The 24,259-nt window shown below is 30.3% G+C and carries 46 protein-coding genes and 1 pseudogene; 22 read left to right on the top strand and 25 right to left on the bottom strand.

Annotation, left to right across the window (positions count from 1 at the left end; translation table 11 throughout):
- Nucleotides 1–128: 128 nt before the first annotated feature.
- Nucleotides 129–362 (top strand): hypothetical protein, encoded by a 234-nt coding sequence (locus EU98_RS06675; protein ID WP_025880550.1) that lies wholly within the window; start codon nt 129–131, stop codon nt 360–362.
- 154 nt (nt 363–516) lie between these two features.
- Nucleotides 517–669 carry a hypothetical protein gene (locus EU98_RS09780; RefSeq protein WP_193742996.1) on the top strand — a complete coding sequence of 51 codons (153 nt, stop codon included), beginning with the start codon at nt 517–519 and terminating at the stop codon, nt 667–669.
- 64 nt (nt 670–733) lie between these two features.
- On the opposite strand, the gene EU98_RS06680 is transcribed toward EU98_RS09780, so the two are convergent.
- The 3 genes from EU98_RS06680 to EU98_RS09350 are packed head-to-tail and all read right to left on the bottom strand — an operon-like array spanning nt 734 to nt 1,880.
- Nucleotides 734–982: a hypothetical protein gene (locus EU98_RS06680; protein WP_032515303.1), complete on the bottom strand. Its 249-nt coding sequence runs from the start codon at nt 980–982 to the stop codon at nt 734–736.
- Between the two features lie 3 nt (nt 983–985).
- Nucleotides 986–1,291, bottom strand: coding sequence for a DUF3764 family protein (locus tag EU98_RS06685; RefSeq protein WP_025881779.1), 306 nt, complete (start codon nt 1,289–1,291; stop codon nt 986–988).
- 52 nt (nt 1,292–1,343) lie between these two features.
- Complete coding sequence (locus EU98_RS09350; protein ID WP_052045497.1) at nt 1,344–1,880, bottom strand: Crp/Fnr family transcriptional regulator; 537 nt, start codon at nt 1,878–1,880, stop codon at nt 1,344–1,346.
- A gap of 192 nt (nt 1,881–2,072) precedes the next feature.
- On the opposite strand from EU98_RS09350, the gene phnD reads away from it, so the two are divergent.
- From phnD to phnE (EU98_RS06705), 4 genes are read left to right on the top strand one after another with little or no spacing between them, the layout of a single operon-like run.
- Complete coding sequence (gene phnD / locus EU98_RS06690) at nt 2,073–3,071, top strand: phosphate/phosphite/phosphonate ABC transporter substrate-binding protein (protein ID WP_080725812.1); 999 nt, start codon at nt 2,073–2,075, stop codon at nt 3,069–3,071.
- A 31-nt stretch (nt 3,072–3,102) separates the two neighbouring features.
- The gene (phnC, locus tag EU98_RS06695; protein ID WP_032515302.1) at nt 3,103–3,870 is read left to right on the top strand and encodes a phosphonate ABC transporter ATP-binding protein; all 768 of its coding nucleotides are present in this window, start codon (nt 3,103–3,105) and stop codon (nt 3,868–3,870) included.
- Between the two features lie 11 nt (nt 3,871–3,881).
- On the top strand, nt 3,882–4,679 hold the full coding sequence (gene phnE / locus EU98_RS06700; RefSeq protein ID WP_025980370.1) for a phosphonate ABC transporter, permease protein PhnE: 798 nt from the start codon (nt 3,882–3,884) through the stop codon (nt 4,677–4,679).
- On the top strand, nt 4,679–5,494 hold the full coding sequence (phnE, locus tag EU98_RS06705; protein ID WP_032515301.1) for a phosphonate ABC transporter, permease protein PhnE: 816 nt from the start codon (nt 4,679–4,681) through the stop codon (nt 5,492–5,494). The genes phnE (EU98_RS06700) and phnE (EU98_RS06705) overlap by 1 nt, the downstream gene beginning before the upstream one ends.
- A 72-nt stretch (nt 5,495–5,566) precedes the next feature.
- On the opposite strand, the gene EU98_RS06710 is transcribed toward phnE (EU98_RS06705), so the two are convergent.
- The 4 genes from EU98_RS06710 to EU98_RS06715 all read right to left on the bottom strand — a co-directional run bounded on the left by EU98_RS06710 (nt 5,567) and on the right by EU98_RS06715 (nt 7,556).
- Nucleotides 5,567–5,887 (bottom strand): DUF3303 domain-containing protein, encoded by a 321-nt coding sequence (locus tag EU98_RS06710; protein ID WP_032515300.1) that lies wholly within the window; start codon nt 5,885–5,887, stop codon nt 5,567–5,569.
- Nucleotides 5,888–6,016: 129 nt separating this feature from the next.
- Nucleotides 6,017–6,325: a hypothetical protein gene (locus EU98_RS0108800; RefSeq protein WP_025922604.1), complete on the bottom strand. Its 309-nt coding sequence runs from the start codon at nt 6,323–6,325 to the stop codon at nt 6,017–6,019.
- 44 nt (nt 6,326–6,369) lie between these two features.
- Nucleotides 6,370–6,546: a hypothetical protein gene (locus tag EU98_RS09775; RefSeq protein ID WP_193742995.1), complete on the bottom strand. Its 177-nt coding sequence runs from the start codon at nt 6,544–6,546 to the stop codon at nt 6,370–6,372.
- Between the two features lie 248 nt (nt 6,547–6,794).
- Nucleotides 6,795–7,556: a phage integrase SAM-like domain-containing protein gene (locus EU98_RS06715; RefSeq protein WP_152557464.1), complete on the bottom strand. Its 762-nt coding sequence runs from the start codon at nt 7,554–7,556 to the stop codon at nt 6,795–6,797.
- Between the two features lie 294 nt (nt 7,557–7,850).
- Between EU98_RS06715 and EU98_RS06720 the strand changes: the two genes are divergently transcribed.
- The 3 genes from EU98_RS06720 to EU98_RS09765 are packed head-to-tail and all read left to right on the top strand — an operon-like array spanning nt 7,851 to nt 8,429.
- The gene (locus EU98_RS06720; RefSeq protein WP_012007505.1) at nt 7,851–8,150 is read left to right on the top strand and encodes a DUF1651 domain-containing protein; all 300 of its coding nucleotides are present in this window, start codon (nt 7,851–7,853) and stop codon (nt 8,148–8,150) included.
- Complete coding sequence (locus EU98_RS09770) at nt 8,147–8,287, top strand: hypothetical protein (RefSeq protein WP_193742994.1); 141 nt, start codon at nt 8,147–8,149, stop codon at nt 8,285–8,287. The genes EU98_RS06720 and EU98_RS09770 overlap by 4 nt, the downstream gene beginning before the upstream one ends.
- Nucleotides 8,277–8,429, top strand: coding sequence for a hypothetical protein (locus tag EU98_RS09765; RefSeq protein WP_193742993.1), 153 nt, complete (start codon nt 8,277–8,279; stop codon nt 8,427–8,429). Before EU98_RS09770 ends, EU98_RS09765 begins: the two co-directional genes overlap by 11 nt.
- Nucleotides 8,430–8,552: 123 nt before the next feature.
- Here the strand turns inward: EU98_RS09765 and EU98_RS06725 are convergent, their stop codons facing one another.
- The 4 genes from EU98_RS06725 to EU98_RS0108795 all read right to left on the bottom strand — a co-directional run bounded on the left by EU98_RS06725 (nt 8,553) and on the right by EU98_RS0108795 (nt 10,105).
- On the bottom strand, nt 8,553–9,302 hold the full coding sequence (locus EU98_RS06725) for an NAD-dependent DNA ligase (protein WP_032515298.1): 750 nt from the start codon (nt 9,300–9,302) through the stop codon (nt 8,553–8,555).
- Nucleotides 9,303–9,509 (bottom strand): hypothetical protein, encoded by a 207-nt coding sequence (locus EU98_RS06730; RefSeq protein WP_032515297.1) that lies wholly within the window; start codon nt 9,507–9,509, stop codon nt 9,303–9,305.
- Between the two features lie 31 nt (nt 9,510–9,540).
- The gene (locus EU98_RS06735) at nt 9,541–9,798 is read right to left on the bottom strand and encodes a hypothetical protein (protein WP_032515296.1); all 258 of its coding nucleotides are present in this window, start codon (nt 9,796–9,798) and stop codon (nt 9,541–9,543) included.
- A 70-nt stretch (nt 9,799–9,868) separates the two neighbouring features.
- Nucleotides 9,869–10,105: a hypothetical protein gene (locus tag EU98_RS0108795; protein ID WP_025938176.1), complete on the bottom strand. Its 237-nt coding sequence runs from the start codon at nt 10,103–10,105 to the stop codon at nt 9,869–9,871.
- A 192-nt stretch (nt 10,106–10,297) separates the two neighbouring features.
- On the opposite strand from EU98_RS0108795, the gene EU98_RS06740 reads away from it, so the two are divergent.
- Nucleotides 10,298–10,588, top strand: a complete 291-nt coding sequence (locus EU98_RS06740) for a DUF1651 domain-containing protein (RefSeq protein WP_032515295.1) — start codon at nt 10,298–10,300, stop codon at nt 10,586–10,588.
- 729 nt (nt 10,589–11,317) lie between these two features.
- On the opposite strand, the gene EU98_RS06745 is transcribed toward EU98_RS06740, so the two are convergent.
- From EU98_RS06745 to EU98_RS06765, 8 genes are all read right to left on the bottom strand, one after another.
- Complete coding sequence (locus tag EU98_RS06745) at nt 11,318–11,500, bottom strand: hypothetical protein (RefSeq protein WP_032515294.1); 183 nt, start codon at nt 11,498–11,500, stop codon at nt 11,318–11,320.
- Nucleotides 11,501–11,506: 6 nt separating this feature from the next.
- Complete coding sequence (locus EU98_RS06750; protein ID WP_032515292.1) at nt 11,507–11,704, bottom strand: hypothetical protein; 198 nt, start codon at nt 11,702–11,704, stop codon at nt 11,507–11,509.
- Between the two features lie 94 nt (nt 11,705–11,798).
- The gene (locus EU98_RS0108790; protein WP_032515291.1) at nt 11,799–12,053 is read right to left on the bottom strand and encodes a chlorophyll a/b-binding protein; all 255 of its coding nucleotides are present in this window, start codon (nt 12,051–12,053) and stop codon (nt 11,799–11,801) included.
- Nucleotides 12,054–12,572: 519 nt separating this feature from the next.
- A complete protein-coding gene (locus EU98_RS09760) occupies nt 12,573–12,746 on the bottom strand; it encodes a hypothetical protein (protein WP_011818200.1) in 174 nt (57 codons plus the stop codon).
- A 99-nt stretch (nt 12,747–12,845) separates the two neighbouring features.
- Nucleotides 12,846–13,058, bottom strand: a complete 213-nt coding sequence (locus EU98_RS06755; RefSeq protein ID WP_025894322.1) for a TIGR02450 family Trp-rich protein — start codon at nt 13,056–13,058, stop codon at nt 12,846–12,848.
- Nucleotides 13,059–13,238: 180 nt separating this feature from the next.
- The gene (locus tag EU98_RS06760) at nt 13,239–13,448 is read right to left on the bottom strand and encodes a hypothetical protein (protein ID WP_032515290.1); all 210 of its coding nucleotides are present in this window, start codon (nt 13,446–13,448) and stop codon (nt 13,239–13,241) included.
- 9 nt (nt 13,449–13,457) lie between these two features.
- On the bottom strand, nt 13,458–13,628 hold the full coding sequence (locus tag EU98_RS09755) for a hypothetical protein (protein ID WP_072165441.1): 171 nt from the start codon (nt 13,626–13,628) through the stop codon (nt 13,458–13,460).
- 61 nt (nt 13,629–13,689) lie between these two features.
- On the bottom strand, nt 13,690–13,896 hold the full coding sequence (locus EU98_RS06765; RefSeq protein ID WP_032515289.1) for a hypothetical protein: 207 nt from the start codon (nt 13,894–13,896) through the stop codon (nt 13,690–13,692).
- 173 nt (nt 13,897–14,069) lie between these two features.
- Between EU98_RS06765 and EU98_RS06770 the strand changes: the two genes are divergently transcribed.
- Entirely contained in the window at nt 14,070–14,735 is a 666-nt protein-coding gene (locus tag EU98_RS06770) for an SDR family oxidoreductase (protein WP_032515287.1), read from the top strand.
- Nucleotides 14,736–15,268: 533 nt separating this feature from the next.
- On the opposite strand, the gene EU98_RS06775 is transcribed toward EU98_RS06770, so the two are convergent.
- From EU98_RS06775 to EU98_RS10120, 5 genes are all read right to left on the bottom strand, one after another.
- Nucleotides 15,269–15,523 carry a hypothetical protein gene (locus EU98_RS06775; RefSeq protein ID WP_032515286.1) on the bottom strand — a complete coding sequence of 85 codons (255 nt, stop codon included), beginning with the start codon at nt 15,521–15,523 and terminating at the stop codon, nt 15,269–15,271.
- Nucleotides 15,523–15,750: a hypothetical protein gene (locus tag EU98_RS06780; protein WP_032515285.1), complete on the bottom strand. Its 228-nt coding sequence runs from the start codon at nt 15,748–15,750 to the stop codon at nt 15,523–15,525. Before EU98_RS06780 ends, EU98_RS06775 begins: the two co-directional genes overlap by 1 nt.
- Before the next feature lie 92 nt (nt 15,751–15,842).
- On the bottom strand, nt 15,843–15,998 hold the full coding sequence (locus EU98_RS09750) for a hypothetical protein (protein WP_012007524.1): 156 nt from the start codon (nt 15,996–15,998) through the stop codon (nt 15,843–15,845).
- A 15-nt stretch (nt 15,999–16,013) separates the two neighbouring features.
- On the bottom strand, nt 16,014–16,265 hold the full coding sequence (locus EU98_RS06785; protein ID WP_025931689.1) for a hypothetical protein: 252 nt from the start codon (nt 16,263–16,265) through the stop codon (nt 16,014–16,016).
- 288 nt (nt 16,266–16,553) lie between these two features.
- Nucleotides 16,554–16,679, bottom strand: coding sequence for a hypothetical protein (locus EU98_RS10120; RefSeq protein ID WP_275040598.1), 126 nt, complete (start codon nt 16,677–16,679; stop codon nt 16,554–16,556).
- 531 nt (nt 16,680–17,210) lie between these two features.
- Between EU98_RS10120 and EU98_RS06790 the strand changes: the two genes are divergently transcribed.
- Together EU98_RS06790 and EU98_RS06795 are read left to right on the top strand one after the other, a co-directional pair.
- A complete protein-coding gene (locus tag EU98_RS06790; protein WP_032515284.1) occupies nt 17,211–17,447 on the top strand; it encodes a hypothetical protein in 237 nt (78 codons plus the stop codon).
- Nucleotides 17,448–17,468: 21 nt separating this feature from the next.
- On the top strand, nt 17,469–17,711 hold the full coding sequence (locus tag EU98_RS06795; RefSeq protein WP_032515281.1) for a hypothetical protein: 243 nt from the start codon (nt 17,469–17,471) through the stop codon (nt 17,709–17,711).
- Between the two features lie 308 nt (nt 17,712–18,019).
- On the opposite strand, the gene EU98_RS06805 is transcribed toward EU98_RS06795, so the two are convergent.
- Entirely contained in the window at nt 18,020–18,331 is a 312-nt protein-coding gene (locus EU98_RS06805) for a DUF3303 domain-containing protein (protein ID WP_011818215.1), read from the bottom strand.
- A gap of 283 nt (nt 18,332–18,614) precedes the next feature.
- Here EU98_RS06805 and EU98_RS06810 point away from each other — a divergent pair, with 283 nt between their 5' ends.
- The 9 genes and pseudogenes from EU98_RS06810 to pstA all read left to right on the top strand — a co-directional run bounded on the left by EU98_RS06810 (nt 18,615) and on the right by pstA (nt 24,259).
- A complete protein-coding gene (locus EU98_RS06810; protein ID WP_032515278.1) occupies nt 18,615–18,998 on the top strand; it encodes a hypothetical protein in 384 nt (127 codons plus the stop codon).
- 356 nt (nt 18,999–19,354) lie between these two features.
- Nucleotides 19,355–19,708 (top strand): DUF1499 domain-containing protein, encoded by a 354-nt coding sequence (locus tag EU98_RS06820; RefSeq protein ID WP_032515275.1) that lies wholly within the window; start codon nt 19,355–19,357, stop codon nt 19,706–19,708.
- 77 nt (nt 19,709–19,785) lie between these two features.
- Complete coding sequence (locus EU98_RS10115) at nt 19,786–19,917, top strand: hypothetical protein (protein ID WP_275040597.1); 132 nt, start codon at nt 19,786–19,788, stop codon at nt 19,915–19,917.
- A 183-nt stretch (nt 19,918–20,100) separates the two neighbouring features.
- Complete coding sequence (locus tag EU98_RS06825; protein WP_011376270.1) at nt 20,101–21,156, top strand: potassium channel family protein; 1,056 nt, start codon at nt 20,101–20,103, stop codon at nt 21,154–21,156.
- A 54-nt stretch (nt 21,157–21,210) separates the two neighbouring features.
- Entirely contained in the window at nt 21,211–21,564 is a 354-nt protein-coding gene (locus tag EU98_RS06830; protein WP_032515351.1) for a c-type cytochrome, read from the top strand.
- The gene (locus EU98_RS06835; protein ID WP_032515274.1) at nt 21,565–21,933 is read left to right on the top strand and encodes an LptA/OstA family protein; all 369 of its coding nucleotides are present in this window, start codon (nt 21,565–21,567) and stop codon (nt 21,931–21,933) included.
- A gap of 8 nt (nt 21,934–21,941) precedes the next feature.
- A pseudogene (locus EU98_RS0108785) lies at nt 21,942–22,305 on the top strand (phosphate ABC transporter substrate-binding protein PstS); the annotation flags it as partial.
- A 106-nt stretch (nt 22,306–22,411) separates the two neighbouring features.
- The gene (pstC, locus tag EU98_RS06840) at nt 22,412–23,359 is read left to right on the top strand and encodes a phosphate ABC transporter permease subunit PstC (RefSeq protein WP_032515273.1); all 948 of its coding nucleotides are present in this window, start codon (nt 22,412–22,414) and stop codon (nt 23,357–23,359) included.
- A gap of 6 nt (nt 23,360–23,365) precedes the next feature.
- The gene (gene pstA / locus EU98_RS06845) at nt 23,366–24,259 is read left to right on the top strand and encodes a phosphate ABC transporter permease PstA (protein ID WP_032515350.1); all 894 of its coding nucleotides are present in this window, start codon (nt 23,366–23,368) and stop codon (nt 24,257–24,259) included.

The following is a 24,259-nucleotide window of genomic DNA, read 5'->3' as shown; positions in this document are numbered from 1 at the left end:
TTTGAGCTTTTCCTCTTCAGAATTTGGTTATGGGATTAACAATATACATTTAACTTTATAACGCACCTTTTCTTTATGTGGAGTCTAGTTATTTAGTTGAATATAATAAGCTAAGAATTTCAAAAAAAATGTCTGATAAAAAGAAAGATACAAAAAAAGATTTTAAAAAGAATAAAGCTATGCTTGCTTACGGAGTGATACAACTAGGATCAGCAGTTGTATCAGCTGTTGCCTTAGTAGCTATTGCACTAAGCTTTTGCTCATTAAAAAAAGAATCAAAGTTCTTTAATGAATGTGTTGAAGAAATGAAAGCGACTGGTTCGCCAACAGCTGATGCGGTTCGTTTCTGTACTGGTGGTTAGCATTAGGTAAATTAAGTGCCGATATTTTTATAAATAATATTTAATTTGTCTTAGTTCATATTAACCATAAATTAATTTTTTCTTATTTTCCCCTTAGTAAAACTAATAAATAAACTAACTAAAATTTAAGTGGTTATAAATTTAGGAAAATTTTATGAGTGGAGATTATGAGACATTAGAAATCAATCAACCTAAGATTTCTTATTTTAAAAAGAGATCAGAAGATAATACTTTATGGCTAGAGGAAATGATTAAAGAGATTGAAAAGATTGAAGATACGAATAACAATATATCTGATGCTACTTAATCTACGATGGTTTGTGATTAATGATATTTATTGAGTAATCGATTATAAATTCTTTTGTAAAAATCTATTTTGTATCAGCTACATTCTTGAAGAAATCGCAGTAAGCCATTAATTCTGATTCGGTTTCAATTTTTAGATTTAAATCATTAATTGCTTTATTGGTATCAATTCTGTAGCCATACCAATCTAGACAGACTTCTCTCTGCTTTTGGGTTTCAGAAACCTTTTGAGTACCTATTTTGTTTGGGTTACTAGTACAACTCGCAAGGATAATAGTTGAGAGAGCTAGTAGTGGGAATAGTAGTCTTTTCATTTGTTAATCACAACAATTCTCCGTTGTTGCTGAAAAAGTCCAAGATGATTCTTCCATTGTTGATAAGTCAACTCTATGAGTTGCCATCCAGTCACCATTAGCTTCTACAAACTTTTGAACATTACCTTCTGGAGCTTGATGAATAACAATAACTTTTTGAGGATCTTTCTTACTTACTCCTCTAAAAAGTGGCTTAATATCAAATTCTGAATGCCTTTTATCTGCTTCTGCACTATCAAATATTGCTGCCCATTCATCGAAAGTGCTTTCAATTCTAAAAGTAAAAACAGATGTTATAGAGCAAGACATAATAAAGATATTGTTTGTATATATAAAATAAATCTATTTTATTAAGGCTTGGTTAATTATCTTTAAACGGAATTAAAATACCTTTTTTTTCAAATTTGAGCCAACCTTTTTTTTCTAGTATTTTTAAATTTCTTGTTACGGTTACTCTTGTTGAAGAAATTGACTTACCAATAATTTTATGGGTAAAATTAAATTCTTTTAAATTTAGATAAATATGTTTATCTTTTTTTAAGCCAATAATTGAAGATAAGTATAAAAGAAATTCTTTTAGTTTTTCTTCTGATTTTTTTATATTACTTATTAATAAAAGTTTTTCCAATTGATCAATTCTTTTTAGACTTTTTGTTATTAAGTCTGTAGATGAAAAAAATAGCCCTCTTTTAATTGTTTTAATTTCGCAATTTGTCAACGCAATTAATTGAATATTTTCGTAGTTACATAATTCCAAATTTATTACAACATTTTCATTTATTATCCCAACAATATTTTTCTTATTCTTGATTTTTGATTGCATTATTAATATTCCTGATTTGACTTCTAGAATTGTATTTTCTTTAAATTCTATATTTTGCTTTTCAGGAATTATCATATTTATTTCTTAAAATGCTTTCAACCTAAATTTATAAAGTTAAAAATAAATTAAAAATTATTTAATTCCCTAATAAATCTGATTAAAAATTGACTAACTCAAAATAAAACAATTAATCAGAATTTAAACTCTTTTTGGGAAAAAGTTAATCTCTTTAGAGCAAGTTAAATATGAAGAATAAATTCAACACTAATGAAAAATTTATTAAAGATAGTCTTAGGTCTATCAATAATTAGTACAAGTATTTCAAGTTGTGGAAACAAATCAAGTGATTTAATTGGAGATTTAGATTTATCTGATTGCAATCCAAATAATACTGTTGACAGCAAATATTGTGATCGAGATGGAGATTTTCTCGCAGATCTACCCCTTTCCGAAGATGAATGGATAGATCCTGAAACCATTGTGTTCTCATATACACCTGTTGAAGACCCCTCCGTTTATGCAAAAGTTTGGGAAGATTTTGTAATACATATGTCTAAGGTGACTGGTAAAAAAGTCACTTTCTTACCAGTTCAATCTTATGCTGCTCAAGTTGAGGCAATGAGATCTGGACGTCTTCATGTAGCAGGAATTAATACTGGAAGCAATACAGTGGCAGCAGCATGTGCAGGAGCAGTTCCATTTGGAATGATGGCTAAAAAAGATTTATCTTACGGTTATGAAATGGAAATTATTGTTCCTTCTGATAGTCCAATTAATTCTCCTGCAGATTTAAAAGGTAAAAAAGTTACATTTACATCTAAGACATCTAATTCAGGATTTAAAGCACCATCGGCCATTCTTAAAGGAGAATTTGGTCTTGAGGCAAATAAAGATTTCACCCCAGTCTTTTCTGGCAAGCATCAAAATTCAATAATGGGTGTTGCAAACAAAGATTATGAAGTAGCACCAATTGCTAACTCAGTTCTTACAAGAATGGATGCAAGAGGTGTTGTTGATTCTTCTAAAATAAGAACTATTTATAAATCCCAAACCTTCCCAACGACAGGTTATGCTCATGCTCATAATCTACATCCAGCTGTAGTTGCAAAAGTAAAGCAAGCTTTTTACACCTATAACTGGGATAATTCAACATTAGATAAAGAATTTAAAAAGGCTGATAGATTCATTTCAATAAGTCACAAGCACGATTGGGATGTTATTAGAAAAATAGATAAGGCTAATGGTGTTGTTTATGATTGCAAATAAAAATTATTAATCATAAATAAAATCAGACTTAATGCTTAAAACAATAAACCTCAAAAAGGTTTATCCAAATGGAGAAGAGGCGCTTAAAGGAATAAACCTAGAAATTCCTAATGGGCAAGTAGTTGCTCTTATCGGTCCTTCAGGTGCTGGTAAAAGTACTTTTATTAGAACAATAAATAGATTAGTTGAGCCCACTTCAGGGAAAGTTTATTTCGCTAATGAAAAAAATGACATTATTTCTTTAAATAAATCTAAATTAAGAAAAATAAGAAGACAAATTGGAATGATTTTCCAGGAATTTGCTTTGGTAGAAAGATTAAGTGTAATGGAAAATGTCCTTTCCGGCAGATTAGGTTACGTAGGATTTTGGAATAGTTTTTTCAGGAAATTTCCTCAAAAAGATATTGAAGAAGCATTCCGTCTGCTTCAAAGAATTGGACTAGAGCATATGCTTGATAAAAGAGCCGATGAATTGTCAGGAGGGCAGAGGCAAAGAGTAGGAATTGCTAGAGCTTTGATACAAAATCCAATATTACTTTTAGTAGATGAACCTACAGCTAGTTTAGATCCCAAAAATTCCAGGCAAATTATGCGATTAATATGCGAGTTATGTAAGGAAAGAAATCTTGCTGCGATTATAAATATTCATGATGTTTTTCTTGCTCAGAATTTTGCAGAAAGAATAATAGGTTTAAAAGCTGGAGAAATTGTTTACGATGGCAAGCCAAGTGGCTTATCAGAGACAATACTGACAAAAATATATGGAGAAGAAGACTGGTCTAAAACTGTAGCAAATTAGGAATATATTAAATGAATGATAAGAAAGTAATTTGGAAAAGAAAACCGCTAATAAAAAATAGGTTATTAAGAATTGGATTAATTTTGCTAATTAGTACTTACTTATTATCTGTTTTCCTAACTACCGAAATTGATTGGCAAAGAATTCTTGAAGGGATCCCAAGGGGTAAAAATTTTATATTTGCTTTTTTCCCTCCAGATTTTATAACTAGATCTGATGAGATTTTGGCAGGCATTTTTGAAAGTCTATGGATGACTATTGTTGCAACTATTGTGGGGATACTTATTTCTATACCTGTATCCTTAGGGGCGGCTAAAAACATAGCTCCTAAATTTGTTTATTTCTTATCAAGAGGAGTTATCACATTGTCGAGGAGTTTTCAGGAAGTTATCCTAGCAATATTTTTTGTCAAGTTAATGGGTTTTGGACCTTTTGCTGGGATGGTAACTCTGAGTTTATCGACAATAGGGTTTTTCGCTAAATTATTATCTGAAGATATTGAAGACATAAATAAATCCCAAGCTGAAGCAATCAAATCTACTGGCAGCAGTTGGTTTCAATGGGTTAATTATGGTGTCCAGCCTCAAGTTATGCCAAGATTTATTGGATTATCTTTATACAGATTGGATATTAATTTTAGAGAGTCTGCGGTAATTGGAATTGTTGGGGGAGGAGGTATTGGTTCTACCTTAAATACAGCTTTTGATAGATATGAATTTGAGACTGCAGCGGCTGTTCTTATCGTAATTATTTCTATCGTGATGATTGTTGAATATACATCTAGTCATCTCAGGAAATTAATAAAGTAATGCCAATAATAAAACAAAAGGATTACAAAACCTGGAAAAAATTTGATCGAAAAAGAGATTTACAAAACTGGCTTTGTTGGTTCTTAGGTACTTTAATTTTTAGCTTTTGTTTCGGTCTGATTAGTAGTAAAACAATCTGGTTTTATGTATTTGATTCACATAATGAGGCTTTAGATCTTTTAGGTAGGATGTTTCCTCCAGAAACTAATTATTTCTTAACTTTAATAAAACCTATTTGGGATACTTTAAATATCGCGACTATTGGTACAACGATTGGAACTTTAATTGCAATACCATTAGCTTTTTTATCCGCAAACAATACTACCCCAAGTAAAAAGTTTTTAAGACCTTTAGCCTTATTTTGCATAGTTTCAAGCAGATCAATTAATTCAGTAATCTGGGCATTACTTCTTGTTGCAGTTGTCGGTCCGGGAGTCTTGGCTGGCATAATTGCTATCGGATTAAGATCGATTGGATTTTGTGGAAAATTACTTTATGAAGCTATAGAGGAAATTGATGAAAACCAAATTGAAGCTATTGAGGCAACAGGGGCAAATAAAGCACAAATTATGACCTTTGGCATAGTGCCTCAAATTCTCCCAGCATTTACGAGTATTTCTATTTATAGGTGGGATATAAATATTAGAGAAGCAACTGTTGTTGGCTTAGTTGGAGCAGGAGGTATAGGGATAGAATTAGATGCTCAAATAGGAGACTTAGCTTGGGCTAAGGTATCAGTTATTTTATTAGCAATAGTAGTAGCGGTTGTTTTTAGTGAATGGATTACAGCAAAAATAAGGAGATTTATTCTATAGAATAGATTCAATACTATTTTGTTTAATGGAGCTAAATGCTAATTATGGTAGATCGACTGTCAATCAATTAAATTATCCCATCGCTGCTAGTTCTTCAGCAAGTTGTTTATTTCTTAGAATAACTTCTTCATCATTAAAAACGGGAAGTACATTCCATTCAACGCCAAATTTTGCTCTCCAAATACCAAAATGTTCAGCCATTTTCAGATGACTGTCAGCTTTGCATGTTACAAAAACTTCTCCAGTTTGTGGAGCATGTACTCTACTAATCAGTTCAAATCCATCAAAATTATCCTTAGGTGCGCCAGAAGCAATATATTGTTCAAAGAGTTTGTAACCTTCGGATTGCGAAAGAGTATCTGGGATAACGCCATGAACGTGATAGTAAGCCATAACTAAAATTGGATAGTATAATTTCAATCTAAAAACGATAATTTTAAAAGCATTTAATTTATCTTTAAATTAAGATTTAGATCGACTTTCAATCGTATTTAATTTAGCTGCAAGTAGTAAGCGTTTCATTTATTCAACAAGTTCAAGATTATAAACAGTATCTACACAGTTGTTATCAATATCCCATTGTTTTAATTCTGGTTGTTCAAGCATTGCACCAAACTTTTCTAAATCAGAACAGTTCATAAGAATCATTGCCTTATGTTCATTTACTTTTACAATCTCCAACTCAGAACAAAAAACATATCCTTGTTCTTTATCAACTTTTTTTACCATCATTTCAAATTCAGAAAAAGGACAACCAAAGGTCGAAACAACTAACGTATTAGGCATAAAAACAAAGGGACTAATTGCCCTTAATTTTAGATCGACTGTCAATCAATATAAATCTTAACTTTTACTGCTCTTTGTTAAACCACATCTCACCTTACTCTTACAGCTCCACCATCAACATATAGTTCATTATTAAAGTCTGATTTAAGTTCTGAATAATCTCTAGGATTATTTTTAGATTTGTCATATTGATCTTTTATTTTTATTGCAAGACTAATAGCTTGCTTCATATCTCTATTAAATAGTTTGTTGTTTTGATCCTTCATTTTCTTTGTTTATTGATTTGGTATTAATAGTGTTATTAATGGATGTTAATTGTAATTAATCTCATCACTATCCACTTAGTTAGATGAGTGTGGGAGAGTGTTAACAAGATATCCATTCACCCGCTCACTTCGTTCGCTGAGGATATCAGGTTAACGAAGTTAGGCTCCGCCTCTTGTTGTATAAGAACTACCGCCCGCCTCTATGCGGTAGTAATAGCAGTTAGTTAGGTCTGCTAATCAGTCAATTTTTAGTTAGGAGTATTAGTTGTATTGATTGGTCTCCTGTGTAGGTTTGTGACGGCTTTTTCTGTAGCTTTATACAAGACTTCTTTTGGAGGTAGTCCCTTCTTTTCTGGATCTGGCAATCGTTTTTTTAACCCTGTCCAAATATTCATTTCGACAATCTCATTCTCCATTCCCCAATTCCAAAAAGCATTTAGAGTCCCAATGATATTTTTGACTGATGATGGTTCATATCCTTTTTGAATGAGATGATCTTTGAACTTAATTGCTTGCGATTTTGTTAGTTCTGCTAAATAATCTGATCCTTTCCAGTTAGCTAATTTTCTTAGTTTTGTATGCCATCCATTAACGGTTGATTTACTCACACCTTCAATCATTTTTCTTTTGTTGATCCATTGATGGTAAGTTGTCTTCCCATCAAGTTCTTCCCAAAGTGCTACCTCTTCAGGGTTGGTTGGTTTTCCTTCTTTATCAAAATCAATTTGATATATATCCTTGAGCAACTCTTTCTCGGATTTTGGTAATTCATAAAGATCATTCTTTTTATAACTCTCTTGAACTTCCTCAACGAGTGAAAGTTGATTTAGTTCCTTTCCAATTTGACGTTGAATTTCTGCTTCGACCTTTGACCTATTCGCCAGTGCTTCTTTGTGAGTATTACCTACCTTTTTTCTAATTGAATTTCCAAGCTTAGACCTTAAAGACTTTGGTGTCGCAACTGTTATGTAATAACCAGTTCTACCTTTTCTTTGGTGAATACTAGACACTCGTGCAGGACCATTATGCAGGACCAAAATAGCAATGAAAACCCAGTAATTCAAGCTATTATTGGAATTCTTTGAGACTATGGCATTTCCAGGTCGATGCAGCAGAGAACTGACGGGGATCTGGTGTTACCTATCAAAATGCATGCTATAACATGCTTTTGGTAGGTATTTTATTTTTTTTGGAATAACTGAGCTGTTTTTATTCTCTATCAGCGTAAATAATTTATTTGTCAAAATACTTGACGATCCATTCCTAATGTATTTATATTTATAGTACACATGTATTACTAAGTAATGACTTTAGGAGGAGCTAATGTTTGGACTAATTTTTCTTACGGTTATCGTAATGAGTCCCCAAGTGGTTGGTTGCTTAGCCCAGACCGCAGCAGATTAATTTTATTTATAAGGAATAAAAAATCTCCAAGAAATAGTATGAGAATCTTTGCTCATACATATTATGCAAATGATCTTGGTGAGCCAATGGCAATTAAATCATCCACTCAAATGTATTTGGATAATGCTTGGGATAAATGGCATGACCTTCAATTAGAAGGTTGGACTTTTGAAGAACTTGAATTACCTGAATCTGTATGACTAACTTAAATCCAATCAAAAAGAAATTATCAAAAGTAGATAGAAAGATATCTATGCAAGACCCATCAAAATTATTAGCAGAATTTTTTAATGGTGTTGTCGTTGAACTTGATGAAGAATATAAATATGACTCATAAAGATTTAATAGATCAAGTTTCCGCAAATTTATTTAAACAAAGTGGAAAGTTAGAAAGCAGAAGATCTTGGTTGGCAATGAGAAATTATCTTGAACAATTAGATACCCAACAACTTAAATCCATGCTTAAGGACCACGGATGATTTAAAAACTTTATTTAGTTTTTATTTTTTTCTTAATTCTCAGAAAACCGTAAGTTGCAAAGCCAACCAAAAACATATCCAAGTAAATATGCCAAGTAGGAAAAATCTGGTGTATTAATTCCATTAACGTTTTATTGCCACTTGCCAATAAGGATAATCTAAATTTGATTTTTCTCTAATCAATTGTAATTTTCTAGAATTTATTTTTACAACTATTCCATCTGTTGGATATTTATTAAAAAGCTTCCCTACTAGCCATTGTTTTCTAAATACTTCAACTTGGCTCGTAAAGTTGCATGAAATATCCTGAGGGATCGTGAAGCCAAGCTTTGAAAGACTTTTTTTGGACTCATATTGGTTAAGTGTTGAATTAAGTATTTGAAATCCGCAGAAGCTAAGACTTTCAGGAAATCCTTCTTTAGCTCTTAGAAATCCAGAAGCGATTCTCTGGGAGATATTTGGACTTTGGTTGGGTGCATATAATTCACCTCTAACCTGAAGAACTCCTCGTAAAGGGAGATTATTGGGAATGTCTTGGACTTTAGTAATTTTACTAGTAACGTCTGCCCCTTTTCTTGAAATTGCTTTCTCCAAGGTTCCATCCCTATATTGCAAAGCAACAGCACAACCATCAATTTTGGGTTCAATTAATAATCTGGTATCTACTAATAATCCTTTCAAAAATTCATCTATTGAATCCTTTTCTAGTGAAGGTAAAACTAGTTTATTTTTCTTTTTAAAGTAATCACAATTAGGGTTTGTTTTTAATAAATTTTTTTCAAGTTGGTCGAACTGCTTATCAGAGATTAAAGCATTCCCATTTCTATAATTATCGTCATACCATTCAATTCGTTCTTCTAAATAAGTCTTCATTTAATAAGATGGCTTAATTTTTTGGTCAGGTATCCAACTTGGTTTATCTATAATCCATTTTTCTCTATCTTCAAATTTAACAGTCCATAAAAGAAATGAAGAAATTTCTTTTAGAGTTATGCCAACCAAGTATCTTGTTTTTGGACTTATTGATATAAATCCAAATAATAGTATTAATAAAATAAGTTTAGAGATACCTTTAATCATTTAAAAACTCAGCATAATTTTTGCGAACTTTTTAATTAATGCAATTCTTATAACCTTCAATCTTTGCTAGTTCTTCAATATTCAAACCTGTTTCTTCTAGTAAAGTTTTTCCAATATCATTCTTATTAAATTTAGTTAAAGCTCCTTTAGTAGAGTACTTAATACATTGGTTTTTGTATTTTGCTTCTTTGACAATAGGAGATAAATAAAAACCAAACAAGATGATAAAAGCCCCATAGGTTACAACTTTTCTATGGTTTTTCCACCATTCATAAAATTTATTGGACACGAAAAATAAATGACTATTTTTCTATTTTAAATTGACTGTCAACAAATTACTTTAGAAATTTAAGGATTGGTTAATTTATTGTTTTTTCATTAATAGATTTAACCCAAGAATAATATCTTGATTTTCTAATCCTTTGCTCTTTCGAAACTAATCTATCCGCAGATTCTAGGGGTGATTCTCCTTTCTTAACTTTTGTTGTAATAGAAATACCAAAACCTTTTGCTTCAATTTTTGCAATGCCACCCTCTAAAAAAAATAAAAAAGACCAACCTTTATTCCATCCTAAGTAGAAGGGATTTCGATACATTGCATTCTTTTGGAGATACTCTTTAAATGATATTTTCCTTTTCAAGTAGTTACTTGTATTCACTATTACCAAATAAGAAGTTTATGGCTGATTATTTCTGGAAAGTAATTTTAGGTTTTAAATAATTACCAGAGGAATACTTGACGCCTACGAGTAGTACATCTATATTAATAGTACAACTGTATTATCTTTATGACATCAGGAGTTGCTAATGTTCGGACTTATTTTTATCGTGGCAGTCTTATTGACCCCCCAACTGGCTGGTTGTTTAACAAAAAAAGTGGTTTATTAATTTTTTTTGAGAGTTATAAGAAATCTTTATCTAATAACTTACAAGTATATACTCATCTTTTCTATGCAAATGAATTAGGTGAACCAGCTCAAATTAAAAATTCAAGACTTCATTCCATTGAGTGTGCTTGTGAAACATGGAATGAATTAATTTCAGGAGGTTGGCAAATTGTTACTAATAAATTCCAGTAGTCATGATCAAGGTAAATCCGTCAAAATGGGAATATCTAAAAGAATCTATCCTAAAACGAAAACGAACAAAGATTTGCATTACTTGCCATCACTTTCGCTACAGCACTACAGAAACTTTTGCTACTATCTTAATCTGTCCAAAATACGAAAAACGCATACCACAGGGTGATCATTTACTTAAAGGCTGTGAGTATTGGCAAAAAAATAGGACGATATTTTCCCCTGAAGGATCTTAATTATTCTCTAATTAAACTTCTCTAGGTAGAGATATTTAATTATGTAAACAAAGCATTATTTTATACAACTTAAAAAATTCTTTTTAAGTAATTTTAAAGCATGATTCAATTCTACTTTTCCATATTTTTATTAGTTGTGCTTACATTTTTTGCACTTTTATTAGATGCACCAGAATTGGCATCTTTAATTCAAACATTTTAGAAAATAATAAATCAGCATTTTTACTGATTTACTTTCTTAATAAGTAAGGCGTAGGTTTAACTTGTTGAATAGGAGGGATCTAATGATTGACAGTCCACCAGAGGAGTTAAATTATAAAATTTAAATCTAGATAAAACTAATGCTAAATCTGGAATGAGTCTTTTATCTGAGATTCATTCCTTTTTAATTTCTTTCTAAAAAATGTAAATTATAAGTATTAAATTTTAAAAGTAAAAAACTGTTCATATTAAAATGATTTTGGCTAAGTCTCTTCTTAGATAGTGGCTAACCTTACCTGAATCCAAAACCAGTTTTTTGTTCTTCTTTTTCTTCCCATTCATTAATAATTAGTTTTAGTAAACTTTTAAGTTCTGAATTCGAGGCATCAGCATCTTTTTGAAGATTTATACAAATGTTTTTTATTTCCTCAAAAGCATTATCAATTAATAATGTTTTTTGATCTGGATTAGCCATAGAATTTCAAAATGCTCCATTACAGTTGAAGCCACTGCAGTTAATAACCCTGAAAATATTCATTACAAAGTTGTGGAATCTTTCATCATAAAAAAATGCCCAGGTTGTAAAAATAGCAAAACCAGAGACAGCAAAAGCAGCATATTGAAGCCAATGTATTCCATAGCTATCAAATCCATTTTCATCAAAATCAGAATTACTCAAATGCTTTTTTTCTTATAATAAAAATTTTTTTTTTAAAAGGAGAGTTTGTTTTGAACAAGAGATTTTTTCTTTAAGACCTTACTGTATTGATAGTTTAAATAAAACCAGGTATTATCCACCCAAAAAAACCGTAGTTTATTATCAAAGCAAAAAAACCAATCATAGCTAATCTCCCATTTGTTATTTCGGCATTTTTCCAAAATTTACCCATATAGTTTCTATTTTTTTTCGAATTTTTATCTATCAAATAATTTGGTTCTAAAGGTTCCTGCAACCTTTTGATGGCGTATAAAGAGAATTGAATTGTAATTGCGATGATAACAACTATAAAACTAGTAAGTGCATCCATTTTTAGATTTCATATGTGACCAATTAGTAAGCCAAAGAATAAATGACATTTTTATACATCAAACATTTCCTAATTTCTGCTTTATTTACAGAGGAAACCCTTTAATTATTAAAGAATGTAACATATTTAAAAAAAATTAGTATGAATTCTTACTTTTTCTTTCGATTTCACAATTTTAAGTACTTTACTGTTACATATATGTGTCAGGTACATCCTAAGACTAGTCTTAATTGAATGAGAGAATTAACTTTAAGGTTTTTACTTTAAATTAGATAAAATTTTGAAAAATTTTATAAGGAATATATTTTCAATGTTATTTATTTAAATATTTTTAGTGATTAGAAATTATTATTTTTGTTTGATTTCCGGAAGGTAGAATTTATTGCCTAATGTATATCCAATTGACATCAGAACGAACCCAACAAGTTGAGGTAAATGAGAATTTGCTAGAGAGATTTTTTCAATCATTTCTCAATGTATAAATTTCTATAATAATAAAAATTTTTAAATACTGTAAGTCTATTTTCTTTTTGATTCTTTAATCTCCCCAGATTTTTTTAGTGAATTAACAAGTCTTTCATTTTCTGTTTTTAAATTTTCTAATGCAGATTTTGTGAATTGTTCTTTAGCCTCAAATTTTGCTGAACTTATAACTTTTTTATTAGGGAGTTTTTTCTTGGGTTCTGACTTCATATTAAACAGCAATTTAAAAAATTTTAGAAGTTATTTTTTTTGAGTTAGGTATTATTTTTTACAGTTTTCTGGTTAATAATATTTGTTTACATAGACAAATTAATCTTTATCTTTTGGGAGCCTTAACCATCCAGTAGTCCATTCTGTTTTTAGTTTTGCCCACGAGATTCTTTTAATATCTTTTTTATTTTTGGTAGGAAAAATATCAACCCATCTATCTTCATTTTTTCCACCATAAGCTTTAACTTGAAAATGCCTATTACCATTAATTGTTTTTGGTGCTGTCCAACACAAAGTAGGAGGCCATTTCATGAGAAATTTTAAAAGTTAAAAAACTAAAGGTTGCTTTGCCCAGTTAACACTAAACCATAATATGCAATAGTACCAAGGATAAGTACGATTCCTAGTATTCTAATAATCATGATTTAGTATTTTAAAATTCAAATTATATTAGAGAAATTTTATAAATTTGCGTTGAAGATTTAATATTTTCTAATTTTTCCTTTTTTTATTTCTAACTATGGAGTGGCAAGATTCAGGATGCCATTCATTCTGAATCTTGCCAATAAAATCATAAATAAATGAATCAGGACATCCAGTTTTTTTTTGAAGTTCTGAAAGTTCTTCTTTAATGAATTCATATACACTCGTTATTACCCCCAAATTTTCTTCTTGGGAGGGAGCCCATTTTTTATTCTCCATTAAAATTTTTTAATTATTTTCCACAATATCGTAATAGGTTATGTCTCCATAATCAGCATCTGAACAACATAAATCTCCATATAGTTCCTCTAATAAATCGTACGCATCTGAATACTTATCAAAACTTTGAGATGTTAATTCGTCATCTTTCCCATCAATTCTAATTATTTTGTAGGTCATATTTTACTTAGATCCTAAAAGTATTTTTTTGATTCATTAGTTCATCTTATAAATAAAAATCTTATTTAGGAGTATTAGTTGGGTAAAGCTTCTGAATTTTATTTTTCTGAATTTCTATTTTTCTTATTTCATATTTTTTTGCCATCATTTTTCTGATAAATAATTGTGGGATAAGCCAAACTAACGCGATAGCTATAGCCATGAAAGCAGGATTTCTCCACGTTAACCTAATAAACTCTTCTATAAATTCTTGATTGAAAATTTCCATAAATTAATTTTTGATGATACAAATATCTTTGCTTTATTTTATAGAATATTTTAAATTTCATAACCCATCATAACCTTAAAAAATCTAATAAGGAATTTTATAAATTTTTCTTTTTCTAGTTCGTTTTCTTTTATATTTGGATTTAGATTAATTTTTTATTTTTTAGTTTAGAGATGTCGACTTATCTAATTACAGGATCAAATAGGGGTATTGGATTAGAACTATGTAGGCAAATCCATAAAAGGGGAGATGATGTAATTGCAACGTGTAGGAAAGCTTCAAAAGAACTTAGAGATTTAGGAGTGAGAATTGAAGAGAATATAGAAATTTCTTCTGATGAGTCGATAACAAATTTGTGCAAAAAACTATCTGGAGTTAAATTAGATTGCTTAATTCATAATGCAGGAATTTATGAATTTAATTCTTTCGAAAACTTAGAAAAGAAAAGTATTTTACGGCAATTTGAAGTCAATGCATTGAGCCCAATATGTATGACTCAATCACTTAAACATCTTTTAAAAAGATCTTCTAAAGTTGCTTTTATCACAAGTAGAATGGGGTCTATTGAAGATAATACATCAGGAAGTTCTTATGGTTACAGGATGTCTAAAGTAGCTTTGTCCATGGCAGCAAAATCACTTTCCATAGATTTATCAAGAGAAGATATTTATGTAGCTATTTTGCATCCTGGGTTAGTGAGTACAAGAATGACTGGCTTTACAAGAAATGGAATTAGTCCTGAAGAATCAGCAAATGGTCTTTTAAAACGTATAGATTCTTTAAATAAAAATAACTCGGGTACGTTCTGGCATGCCAAAGGAGAAGTTTTGCCTTGGTAATATCAACACATTTATTTTCAAGAGATTTATATCCTTAATTTGTTAAAAAACTTTTAAATTTTTAACGAATTTCTTTCCTTATTTAATTCTTTTAGTTATCTTTAAAAAAACATTAGTAAAGGAGGTGATTCATTGTCGTATCTACCGAAAAATGCGGTTATCATAGAGGCCGTGAATTTAGTATCTTCATCACATTCATCGGTCTCTTTTTCTTTGATTAAGAAAAAAGGTTTTATAATCAACAGATTTATATAAATCAGTTACTCAATAATTAAAAGCTCTGTATCTCATGAAGTTGCAGAGCTTTTTTTATGAATTTAAATAGTCTTTCAAAAGTTACTCTATCTTTTTTGGCCGAAGTAAATTAAGGCTAAAAAAGATAAAGTGCTTACCAAAGCGATTAAGTACCATCCAGTTGAGGAGTTGCTAGTTACTTCGGTCATTTATTTTGATTTATCGGAGTAATTGATTATTTGAGTGAAAATCACAATTGATATCATTAAAAAAAATAAAAGGATGTAAGTTACGTTCATTTATAGAAAAATGCTAATTATCAAAAAGATTATTCCTAGAACTACCGCAACAATTGCTCCATCAACTAATAAGTCTTTCCATGTGTAACTTTTAAGCATTCTTTTTTTATCTTCTTCACTCATAAGGTTCTTCAACCAGGTCCAATCTAAAAGCTGCGTCAATGCAATACCAAATATTAAATGACCAATTAAAATACCAATCAGATCAATTCTAGAAATATCTTTAGTGAGACTTGTAATAATAAAAAAGTCCACTAGCTTTTGTCTTTATTAGATAAGGCACCACTTTCTTCTTTGTATTTTTCCCAAGCTTCGCTTATTTTTGCTTTAGTGAAATTTTGTTTTCCCTCAGAGAATTTATTTTTGAGGTTATTTAAACTTTTAGTCAGTTCTTTTTTTGTTGGTTCATCAAGAAAGTTTGATGTTAATTTCCATAAATACCAGCTACTAGCTAGAAGAAGAATTAATCCGAGTAATTGCATATTAGTTTTTTACCATCCTACAAGTTTTCAAATGGTTTCGATAAATTAATTTATTAAATACCTGCAGAAATCTTTTTTGACCTAAATAAAAATTAAAACTTTAACCAGTGGAAAAATATTCTATCCAACAGCCATATAGTTAGACCACCTTCTAGGAAAGCTAACCAATACATCCCATAATCGGAAAATCCCATTTGTTCTTTAACTGTTTTAATTAATTTTTTGTGAGCTTGAATGAGATCTTTCATGAGCAATCAAATTTTTTAAACCTGCTGAATTTCTTTAATTAAAAAACCCTTCCCGTAGCAAGATAGACATGTTTTAGTCTCATCTAGTGAAATTCTTAGAAAACCTGCTCCATTACATCTAAAGCAATTTACTTTTGTGTTTGAATAGATTTTTGATTTAATTTTAGCAGCACGATTTAAGTAAGAAACAGTTTCTTTACGGCCGTTTGCTTTGGCAGCTTTGTTTAAAAGCTTTTTGTAGTTGACTTTAAGTTCTTGAATATTCATCTTTATTGAATCTAAGATGCGAAACAGGGAAAATTGAATGTTTTAATAAATTAAAGAACTTTGGATTTCCCGTTTATATTTCTAATCTGATCTCTTACTGAGATTAAGTTAATATAACTAGGATTTGTTTTATATGTTTGGCATAAAGAAAATTAATTTATATTTTTAATAGAAATTTTATATTTGATAAACTTAAACTTTTTGGGTGATCATTCAAGAAATATTATTTTGTCTCGGGAAGGAATTTTAGAAATTTATTGTTTAAAAAATTTTTAAAGTTCTAGTGTATTATCCAGCCTTCTTGAGGTTTTTAACTAAAAAATCATTTTCATTAGTAAGAACTTCGAGCTTAGATTTTTCCAACACTTTTTTGATTTCAGGATTTAAATCCTTATTTGTCTCTTTTAGATTCATAAGATTTCTACTGAAAATTATTTAAAGACATTTGAGATCATAGTGATCCCAAAAAAAAATTGTGGATAGTTTTTCTTAAAAGAAGATAATATTTTATTTTGCACATAGAAATTCAAATTTAATCAACATATTGTGGAAAACCCTGTTGAAAAACGCTTAAAAAGTGGATAACTCTTCGGGAGCATTATCAAAACAAGCTTTTCTGGAAAAATTTTTAAGTATTAATACTTCATCAAAAAAAATAAAATATAGTTTAAAAAGTAACATAATCTCTTGTTATGACTATGGGATCATTACTTTTTAAAAAAGATAAATTTTCTATACCAAAAGCTCATGTTGATAAAAAATTCAAAAAGTTTTTTCTTCATGAAGTATCAAATTGAAAATTAAAGTGAAGAAAAATCAATCTAAACTTGAAATTTTTGATTTTTGTCATAGCTGATTAAAAATTGTTTAATTCGGTTTTCTCTATGGCAACAATTCCCAAACGCATGATTAATCAAATAGGTTTGTATTAGTTAAATATCTAAAATGTCAGAAGAAAAAAAGGATTCAAAAAAATGTTCTGGAAAGAAAAACATTATGTTTGCCTATGGTTTTATACAACTTGGGTCTAGTTTCGTATCGGCAATAGCTTTAGCTGCAATCGCTTTTGGATTCTGTTCAGTAAAAAAGGAATCTAAACTTTTTAATAAATGTGTTGCAGAAATAATTGAAGATGGTGGCACCAATTCTGAGGCCGTAAGGTACTGCAATGGGGGCAATTAAACCCCCTCTCAGATTAATTAAATGGATTCAACTTGTGATTTGATTATTGATTCTTTAAAAGGAGAGCCAATTGGAGAAACTAATCATTTTATTTGGTTCATAACCGATATTGGCATTGTTGCTCTATTCAAAAGAGAGGAAAACTTTGAAACTTATAGTTCGAATGTTGAAATTGAGGCAAATAGAATTGCTTTAGATATAACTAAAGAAGAAAAAGAGTACCTCAAAATAAAAGAGAGACAGCTTTTCTTGTTTTATTCATAATCTAGGATTTAGTTCTTGATTTAGTAAGATGGCTCAAGGTTAAATACCGGCTCCATAATATTGTTTTCGCTAATTAATTCGTAGGTTAGCTCTTTATTTAGGGCATTTATATAAGATGTATAAAGTTTTCCCCAAACAAATTCAAATTCATCTTTACTTAAATTCTTGAAAAGAATTTCTCCTTTGAAGTAAATGTGATAAGAATCATTCATCATGGAAAATTAATCTTATCCTTTTTAACGCAGTGAGATATGTATGTAGTATTAGGTGCTACTAAAAAGATATTTATATTTGGAATTCAAATACTTTTAGACTATCCTTGTATTCATTTTTTGTTTTTTGAATAATCCGACTGTCTCATCAAGATCCATACACGGCTGAATACTTATATCCATTAACCTTCTCCAGGGATGCCATTGCTTCCAAATTGTCTCAAGAGAATCTGCACTTACTACAGAATGTCCAATCCCATTTTGAACCATAAAAATCCAAGAATGAACCTCATAGTTTTCAGGTCTGTTTTGGGGACCTCCCGATTCATACCAATTAATTAGCATTTCTGCTCCTTCTTCTTGATCCTCGCCATCAGTAAATTCGTAGGAAATCAAATACCTTTGCATATAGATTATTATTAAAATCTCTAAACTATTTTAACTCTAGATTTAGATATTGCCTCCTAATTTAATTAATGCTATGAAGTTTATAGAAGTGATTGTTTTAAATGACCGAAAGATTTGGGAAAATTAAAAAGAATATTTTGACTAATTTATCTTTTATAAATAAGACAATCTTGAAGTATTTTCAAAACCATGATCTGTTCGTATAGTCCAAGTTATCAGATAAAATTTGATACTTTTTAAAATACCTTAAATTAGTTACCATATTTGTACTGTATAGATACCAATGATAAATAAAAAGGATCAAAGTGATCCAATTGATAATTTAGAGTATGAAAAAGTTCTAGAAGAAGAAATAATTAATTCGTACGAAAGTAAATTTCAGAAAGATACTGAAGAAGATATTAAAAAGATTAAATTCTACAGACTCAAAAGAACTCCATTAGAAATATTAAATAGGTCATTTTTCTTTTTCTTTATTGGAAGTTTTCTTTTCTCTTTGTTTTTAGCTTATTCAGAAAGTAAGTTATGGTTCATCCTTTATGTAATAAGTGCATTGTCATGTGTTTTCTATACTCCTAATAGAAAAGCACTTAAAGAATTAATAGCAGCTTGGCCAAATATAGAGGATCTCGTTAAAGGGAGGAGTTTATGGAGAAAAGGCAAGTAAATAGATTATGAAACCTTTAAGTTCATTTAAAAAGTGGTTATTAAATATTCTTGTGCCATACATAGAGGGCACCAACAAGAAAAAAGAGGATTAAAAATGAATCTAATATCGGTTGGAATTATTGTTGAAATTTTTTTGTTTGTTGGAGTTTTTTTATGGGTTAGGAAACTTATTAGTAAACAAAGTAGGCAACCATCTCTATCAAAAAAAACAATAAAAAATCTCAAATTTTAGAATTTTGATCACAAAATAAGGAATCTTTATAAAGAGATCAAATTTATGGGAAAATTCTTTACTTTTTTCTCTCACTTTGTATATGAAATCGGTTAGAACATCTACATCATTCCTAAAAAAATATGGTTTCTTCAATTCAAGGTCTTGCTCCAATAACTAATCCATTAAATAGTGCCTTAGTAGAAAAGAAACTAATAAATGTTGATCAAAAGTTTATTCAACTTGTTTCTCTGGCAGAAGGTTTACCTCGTACTGAAGTTATTGAAAGTGGTAGAAATTATTGGAGAGGTGTTTGTAGGAGCTTGATTTTTAGATTTCCAGATGACCTTGAAATTTTAAAGCTTGATGTAAGGAGTTATGTAGATAGATCTAAAGGAATCATTCAGATAAGATCTGCAGCAAGATTAGGGCAATCTGATTTAGGTGTAAATCTTAGAAGAGTAGAATACTTGTTTAATCAATTAGAAAAATTTTAGTTATTCTATTTTTTATAAATTTAAGGTTCTTTTTACTAAATAGGTGTGCTTTAATTCATAAGAATATTTGAAATGCCATGGTAAAGATAATCTTAGTTGGAATTATTATCGCGCTTGTATATTCTCAACCTGACCTTCGTCTTACCGTCGCTGATTGGTTAAAAGCAGCTTCTGATTTTCTTATTGAATCAGTACAAGTAAAACCTTGAATTAATTTTTTATGAAGCATTAAAAAAGATCTGAGATAGTAATCATTTGTTTAATGCATAGAGCCACGAAAATAAATATTATCAACCTGCTTAATATAAATTTCACTTAAACAAATAAATAGTTTTAGGAACATAATAGAAAATTTTTTTGAAATTTTTGAATAGTTAACGATAATAAGGGATATGAAGCTTAGATTATTTGAGTTCTATTTTATTAAAGACTATTTAAGACCTTGGTTTGGTCTTATTTATTCTTTATTCTTTCTGTTTTTTTTAGGTGCAATTGGCTATCGAATAACAGAGGGATGGGAATGGAGTGATTGCCTATGGATGGTTCTGATCACAATAACCACAATTGGTTTTGGAGAAGTTCAACCTTTAAGTCCTGAAGGCAGGATCGTAACTGTCTTAGTAATCGTTGGCGGATTGATCTTTATTCAATTTACCTTTCAAAAAGCTGTTAGATTATTCGAATCTGGCTATTTTCAAAGAGTAAACGAATTACGTTTTAAAAGACTTCTTAGAAAAATGGAAAATCATGTAATTTTGTGCGGATATGGGAGGGTAGGTCAGGAAATATCTAACCAAATAAAAACGCAAAATATTCCAATTATTGTGGTTGAGAGCGATGAAGATAGAAAAAAGATTGCTGAAGAAAATGGTTTAGAAGTTCTTTGTGCTGATGCAACTCTTGACGAGACTTTAAAACTTGCAGGATTAGAAAAATGTAAAAGTTTGGTCGTGACTTTGCCTAACGATGCTGCAAATTTATATGTCGTTTTAAGCGCTAAAGGGATAAGAAGTTCTATAAGAGTAATTGCAAGAGCTGGAACTGAAGAAGCTGCAAGTAAGTTGAGATTAGCTGGAGCAAGTATAGTAGTAAGTCCTTATATTGCAGCAGGAAGAGCTATGGCATCAATGGCTTTAAGACCTATCGCTATTGACTTTCTTGATCTGCTTGCAGGAAGTGAATGTGAAATTGAAGAATTTGAATTAAGCAATGATATTAGTCTTTTTGAAACAGCAGAGAAAAGATCACTTTCTGAACTTGGAATAGGCAAAAAGAGTGGTGCGAAAATATTAGCCATTAAGGAAAATGAAAAGTTGTTCACTAATCCTGGCGGCAATTTCATACTTCAACCAGGTCAGGTATTAATAGCATTTGGTAGTAAAGAACAGCTAAATATTTTGAACGGATTATTAGGAAATCTTGTTGTGGCAGTAGAGCTATTAAAGTAGATAAATCTAGATACAGAATTAATTGCTAAAATATTTGTGGGTGAAATAAATCAAATGAAAATATTTAAATTTCTATTTGTAATTCCTGTAATAACTTTAATAATTATTTTTCAAACCTCTTTGCAAAATAGATATCTAATGGCTTCTGAAATTAGAGATGGAGAAACAATTTTTAGAAATGTTTGTGCAGGCTGCCATGTAAGAGGTGGATCAGTCGTTCTTAAAGGATCCAAATCATTAAAACTTTCCGACCTTGAAAAAAGAGGAATAGCAGATGAGATTTCAATAGCAAAAATTGCCAATGACGGGATTGGTTTTATGAAGGGTTATAAAAATAAATTAAAGGATGGAGAGGATAAGGTTCTTGCACAATGGATTATTCAAAATGCAGAAAAGGGTTGGGAGTAAATGAAAAGCTTATTTTTTGCATCTTTTTTATTTCTAATAGCTGAATTCTCTTTTGCTGAGGAATTAACTAATTACACAATTACATCTGATTCTCAAGTTAATACTTTAGAAGGAGATTTAGAGGCTAAGGGAAATGTAGTCATTAAGAGTAATAGTGGTAATTTTGAGGCTTATTCTGACAAGCTTTCTTTTGACAAGGATGATAAATCTCTAAAACTTATTGGTAATGTATATGTTAAAAATTTAGAGTCTGAAGGAATTTCAATTGAAGAAACATCTGGAGATGAGTTGACCATATTTACTGATACAGGAATTTTTGAATTCAAATCCCAAAATAAAAACAGAGTAACAACAAAAATTAAATTCTAAATAAATGAGGTTATATGAACCAGTCATACATAAAAGGAAATGTGAAAGCTGCTGCACTTCAAAATCTTTCAGGTGAGTTTCTAAAACCATCTGGAAAAGCAGGAGCTAAGGCTCATAATGGGATTACTTTAGATGAAAATCTTGCGGGTAAAAATCCTATCCAACAGCAAAAGGAGCATACCCTATCGCTTCATTGACATGGATACTCGCTTACGAAAAAGGTAATGGTAGAAACACAAAAGCAATCAAACAAGCCTTTAATAATTGTTAAGTGATGAGTATCAAGATAAGGCTTCATCCCTTGGATTTATCCCCTTAAAAGGAAATATCCTTTTGAAATCAAGAGCTGCCGTTGAAAAAATAGGTAGTTAAATTTTTTTAATAGATGTCAAATTATCATGACTTTCATATACCTTTAACCCCTCTTAAAGTCTTTTCCAATATTTAGTAGTAGATTTATAGAGATATTCTTTTTTTTATGGAAGAGAAATTAACTCTTTTCAAAAATCGTAAAAGATTCGGAATTGAAAAAAATATAGATTTAATCTTTAAAAATACAACCCTAGCCTTGTCTAGTCTTGTTGCAATAGTACTTTTTGGAATTATTTTAGTAGTCTTTTTTCAGTCATTTGAATCATTTTCAAGGTATGGCTTAAATTTTCTAGTAACTTCTGAATGGAATCCAGTAAAAGATGAATATGGAGCTTTTACAGCAATATATGGGACATTAGTTACTTCTCTTCTTTCATTATTGATTACTATCCCTTTAGGTGTTGGAACTGCGATATTTATTACAGAGGATTTTGTTCCGAAATTTGTCAGAGAAATAGTAGGTTCATTTGTTGAATTACTAGCAGCTATACCATCTGTCGTATTGGGATTATGGGCGATATTTGTTATGGAACCTTTCTTTAGAGAGTTTTTTGTTTTTTTACATAAATTCTTTGGTTGGATTCCTTTATTTAGTTCGGAGCCTGCAGGTCGGAATTCACTTTTAGCGATAATAATTTTAGTGGTAATGCTTTTACCAATAGTGACCTCGATAGCTAGAGATAGTCTGAATCAAGTTCCTAAAAAGCTTAGGAATGCTTCCTATGGAATTGGTGCAAGTAGATGGAAAACTATATTTTCGGTAATTTTGCCTGCGGCATTATCAGGAATTATGGCAGGAGTTCTATTGGCGTTAGGCAGGGCAATGGGTGAAACCATGGCTGTAACGATGATTATTGGAAATTCTAATGCATTTAGTTGGTCACTATTATCTCCTGGATATACGATCTCTTCTATGCTTGCAAACCAGTTTGGTGAAGCCGATGGAAGTCAGGTCTCATCACTTTTTTATGCGGCTTTTGTACTAATGATCCTATCTTTAGTAGTTAATATCTTTGCTCAATGGCTAGTTAAGAAATTTAGTCTCAAATATTAGATGATTATGAATTCTCTTTATTACCAGAAAAAGCTATCACGAAATGTAGGAGATAAATTCTTTACTTCTTTATCAGTTTTTTGTGCACTCATTGCAATTCTTCCTTTGATTTTTGTGGTTACATATATTCTTATTAAAGGGGGAGCTCAAATCACACCAGAATTATTTACTTTAGAACCAAATCCTCCTGGAGATGATTTAGATGCAGGAGGAATTAATCCTGCATTAATTGGGACACTAGTAATTACAACTATTGCTTCAATTATTTCCATACCAGTAGGTGTTGGCGGTGGCATATATCTAGCTGAATATTCAAACGGAGGACCTTTTTCAAAATTTATTAGATTTGGAGTTAATGTTTTAGCCGGTGTTCCTTCAATAATTGCAGGTGTATTTATTTATGCCTTAATCGTTTCAACAAAAATTTTATTTGGTAGTATGTACAGTGGTTTAGCAGGAGGTATGGCTCTTTCAATATTGATGTTGCCTACAGTTATAAAAACTACTGATGAAGGTTTAAAGTTAGTACCAAATGAATTAAGGTATGCTTCTCTAGGCATAGGAGCAAGTATGTATACAACAATATTAAAAATAACTTTACCCACAGCATTTAGATCTATTGCTACTGGGGTTGTGCTTGGAATCGCAAGGGCTGCAGGCGAAACAGCACCTTTGATATTTACTGCTTTATTTTCTTACTACTACATAGTAGGTTTTGAAGATTTGTTTTACGAGATGGGCTCATTAGCTGTCTTGATATATAATTTTGCCCTTGAACCTTATGATGCACAGAATAAACTAGCCTGGGCGGCTTCATTTATTCTTGTCATATCAATACTAACAGTTAATATTTTTTCAAGGATATTGGCCGCTTTTACTGAGAAAACTAAGAGGGTATGA

Origin of the sequence: Prochlorococcus marinus str. MIT 9314 (assembly GCF_000760035.1) — a bacterium.
Classification (GTDB): domain Bacteria; phylum Cyanobacteriota; class Cyanobacteriia; order PCC-6307; family Cyanobiaceae; genus Prochlorococcus_A; species Prochlorococcus_A marinus_B.
Note: the sequence above shows the minus strand (reverse complement) of the source record. Positions and strands in the feature narration are given on the sequence as shown.

Excerpts from the sequence above, each read along its gene's own strand:
- EU98_RS06675 (WP_025880550.1), top strand. The coding sequence starts at position 129 with ATGTCTGATAAAAAGAAAGATACAAAAAAAGATTTTAAAAAGAATAAA.
- EU98_RS09780 (WP_193742996.1), top strand. The coding sequence starts at position 517 with ATGAGTGGAGATTATGAGACATTAGAAATCAATCAACCTAAGATTTCT.
- EU98_RS06680 (WP_032515303.1), bottom strand. The coding sequence starts at position 982 with ATGAAAAGACTACTATTCCCACTACTAGCTCTCTCAACTATTATCCTT.
- EU98_RS06685 (WP_025881779.1), bottom strand. The coding sequence starts at position 1,291 with ATGTCTTGCTCTATAACATCTGTTTTTACTTTTAGAATTGAAAGCACT.
- EU98_RS09350 (WP_052045497.1), bottom strand. The coding sequence starts at position 1,880 with ATGATAATTCCTGAAAAGCAAAATATAGAATTTAAAGAAAATACAATT.
- phnD (WP_080725812.1), top strand. The coding sequence starts at position 2,073 with ATGAAAAATTTATTAAAGATAGTCTTAGGTCTATCAATAATTAGTACA.
- phnC (WP_032515302.1), top strand. The coding sequence starts at position 3,103 with ATGCTTAAAACAATAAACCTCAAAAAGGTTTATCCAAATGGAGAAGAG.
- phnE (WP_025980370.1), top strand. The coding sequence starts at position 3,882 with ATGAATGATAAGAAAGTAATTTGGAAAAGAAAACCGCTAATAAAAAAT.
- phnE (WP_032515301.1), top strand. The coding sequence starts at position 4,679 with ATGCCAATAATAAAACAAAAGGATTACAAAACCTGGAAAAAATTTGAT.
- EU98_RS06710 (WP_032515300.1), bottom strand. The coding sequence starts at position 5,887 with ATGGCTTACTATCACGTTCATGGCGTTATCCCAGATACTCTTTCGCAA.
- EU98_RS09775 (WP_193742995.1), bottom strand. The coding sequence starts at position 6,546 with ATGAAGGATCAAAACAACAAACTATTTAATAGAGATATGAAGCAAGCT.
- EU98_RS06720 (WP_012007505.1), top strand. The coding sequence starts at position 7,851 with ATGACTTTAGGAGGAGCTAATGTTTGGACTAATTTTTCTTACGGTTAT.
- EU98_RS09770 (WP_193742994.1), top strand. The coding sequence starts at position 8,147 with ATGACTAACTTAAATCCAATCAAAAAGAAATTATCAAAAGTAGATAGA.
- EU98_RS09765 (WP_193742993.1), top strand. The coding sequence starts at position 8,277 with ATGACTCATAAAGATTTAATAGATCAAGTTTCCGCAAATTTATTTAAA.
- EU98_RS06725 (WP_032515298.1), bottom strand. The coding sequence starts at position 9,302 with ATGAAGACTTATTTAGAAGAACGAATTGAATGGTATGACGATAATTAT.
- EU98_RS06730 (WP_032515297.1), bottom strand. The coding sequence starts at position 9,509 with ATGATTAAAGGTATCTCTAAACTTATTTTATTAATACTATTATTTGGA.
- EU98_RS0108795 (WP_025938176.1), bottom strand. The coding sequence starts at position 10,105 with ATGTATCGAAATCCCTTCTACTTAGGATGGAATAAAGGTTGGTCTTTT.
- EU98_RS06740 (WP_032515295.1), top strand. The coding sequence starts at position 10,298 with ATGACATCAGGAGTTGCTAATGTTCGGACTTATTTTTATCGTGGCAGT.
- EU98_RS06745 (WP_032515294.1), bottom strand. The coding sequence starts at position 11,500 with ATGGCTAATCCAGATCAAAAAACATTATTAATTGATAATGCTTTTGAG.
- EU98_RS0108790 (WP_032515291.1), bottom strand. The coding sequence starts at position 12,053 with ATGGATGCACTTACTAGTTTTATAGTTGTTATCATCGCAATTACAATT.
- EU98_RS09760 (WP_011818200.1), bottom strand. The coding sequence starts at position 12,746 with ATGAAGTCAGAACCCAAGAAAAAACTCCCTAATAAAAAAGTTATAAGT.
- EU98_RS06755 (WP_025894322.1), bottom strand. The coding sequence starts at position 13,058 with ATGAAATGGCCTCCTACTTTGTGTTGGACAGCACCAAAAACAATTAAT.
- EU98_RS06760 (WP_032515290.1), bottom strand. The coding sequence starts at position 13,448 with ATGGAGAATAAAAAATGGGCTCCCTCCCAAGAAGAAAATTTGGGGGTA.
- EU98_RS09755 (WP_072165441.1), bottom strand. The coding sequence starts at position 13,628 with ATGACCTACAAAATAATTAGAATTGATGGGAAAGATGACGAATTAACA.
- EU98_RS06765 (WP_032515289.1), bottom strand. The coding sequence starts at position 13,896 with ATGGAAATTTTCAATCAAGAATTTATAGAAGAGTTTATTAGGTTAACG.
- EU98_RS06770 (WP_032515287.1), top strand. The coding sequence starts at position 14,070 with ATGTCGACTTATCTAATTACAGGATCAAATAGGGGTATTGGATTAGAA.
- EU98_RS06780 (WP_032515285.1), bottom strand. The coding sequence starts at position 15,750 with ATGCAATTACTCGGATTAATTCTTCTTCTAGCTAGTAGCTGGTATTTA.
- EU98_RS09750 (WP_012007524.1), bottom strand. The coding sequence starts at position 15,998 with ATGAAAGATCTCATTCAAGCTCACAAAAAATTAATTAAAACAGTTAAA.
- EU98_RS06785 (WP_025931689.1), bottom strand. The coding sequence starts at position 16,265 with ATGAATATTCAAGAACTTAAAGTCAACTACAAAAAGCTTTTAAACAAA.
- EU98_RS10120 (WP_275040598.1), bottom strand. The coding sequence starts at position 16,679 with ATGAATCTAAAAGAGACAAATAAGGATTTAAATCCTGAAATCAAAAAA.
- EU98_RS06790 (WP_032515284.1), top strand. The coding sequence starts at position 17,211 with ATGTCAGAAGAAAAAAAGGATTCAAAAAAATGTTCTGGAAAGAAAAAC.
- EU98_RS06795 (WP_032515281.1), top strand. The coding sequence starts at position 17,469 with ATGGATTCAACTTGTGATTTGATTATTGATTCTTTAAAAGGAGAGCCA.
- EU98_RS06805 (WP_011818215.1), bottom strand. The coding sequence starts at position 18,331 with ATGCAAAGGTATTTGATTTCCTACGAATTTACTGATGGCGAGGATCAA.
- EU98_RS06810 (WP_032515278.1), top strand. The coding sequence starts at position 18,615 with ATGATAAATAAAAAGGATCAAAGTGATCCAATTGATAATTTAGAGTAT.
- EU98_RS06820 (WP_032515275.1), top strand. The coding sequence starts at position 19,355 with ATGGTTTCTTCAATTCAAGGTCTTGCTCCAATAACTAATCCATTAAAT.
- EU98_RS10115 (WP_275040597.1), top strand. The coding sequence starts at position 19,786 with ATGGTAAAGATAATCTTAGTTGGAATTATTATCGCGCTTGTATATTCT.
- EU98_RS06825 (WP_011376270.1), top strand. The coding sequence starts at position 20,101 with ATGAAGCTTAGATTATTTGAGTTCTATTTTATTAAAGACTATTTAAGA.
- EU98_RS06830 (WP_032515351.1), top strand. The coding sequence starts at position 21,211 with ATGAAAATATTTAAATTTCTATTTGTAATTCCTGTAATAACTTTAATA.
- EU98_RS06835 (WP_032515274.1), top strand. The coding sequence starts at position 21,565 with ATGAAAAGCTTATTTTTTGCATCTTTTTTATTTCTAATAGCTGAATTC.
- pstC (WP_032515273.1), top strand. The coding sequence starts at position 22,412 with ATGGAAGAGAAATTAACTCTTTTCAAAAATCGTAAAAGATTCGGAATT.
- pstA (WP_032515350.1), top strand. The coding sequence starts at position 23,366 with ATGAATTCTCTTTATTACCAGAAAAAGCTATCACGAAATGTAGGAGAT.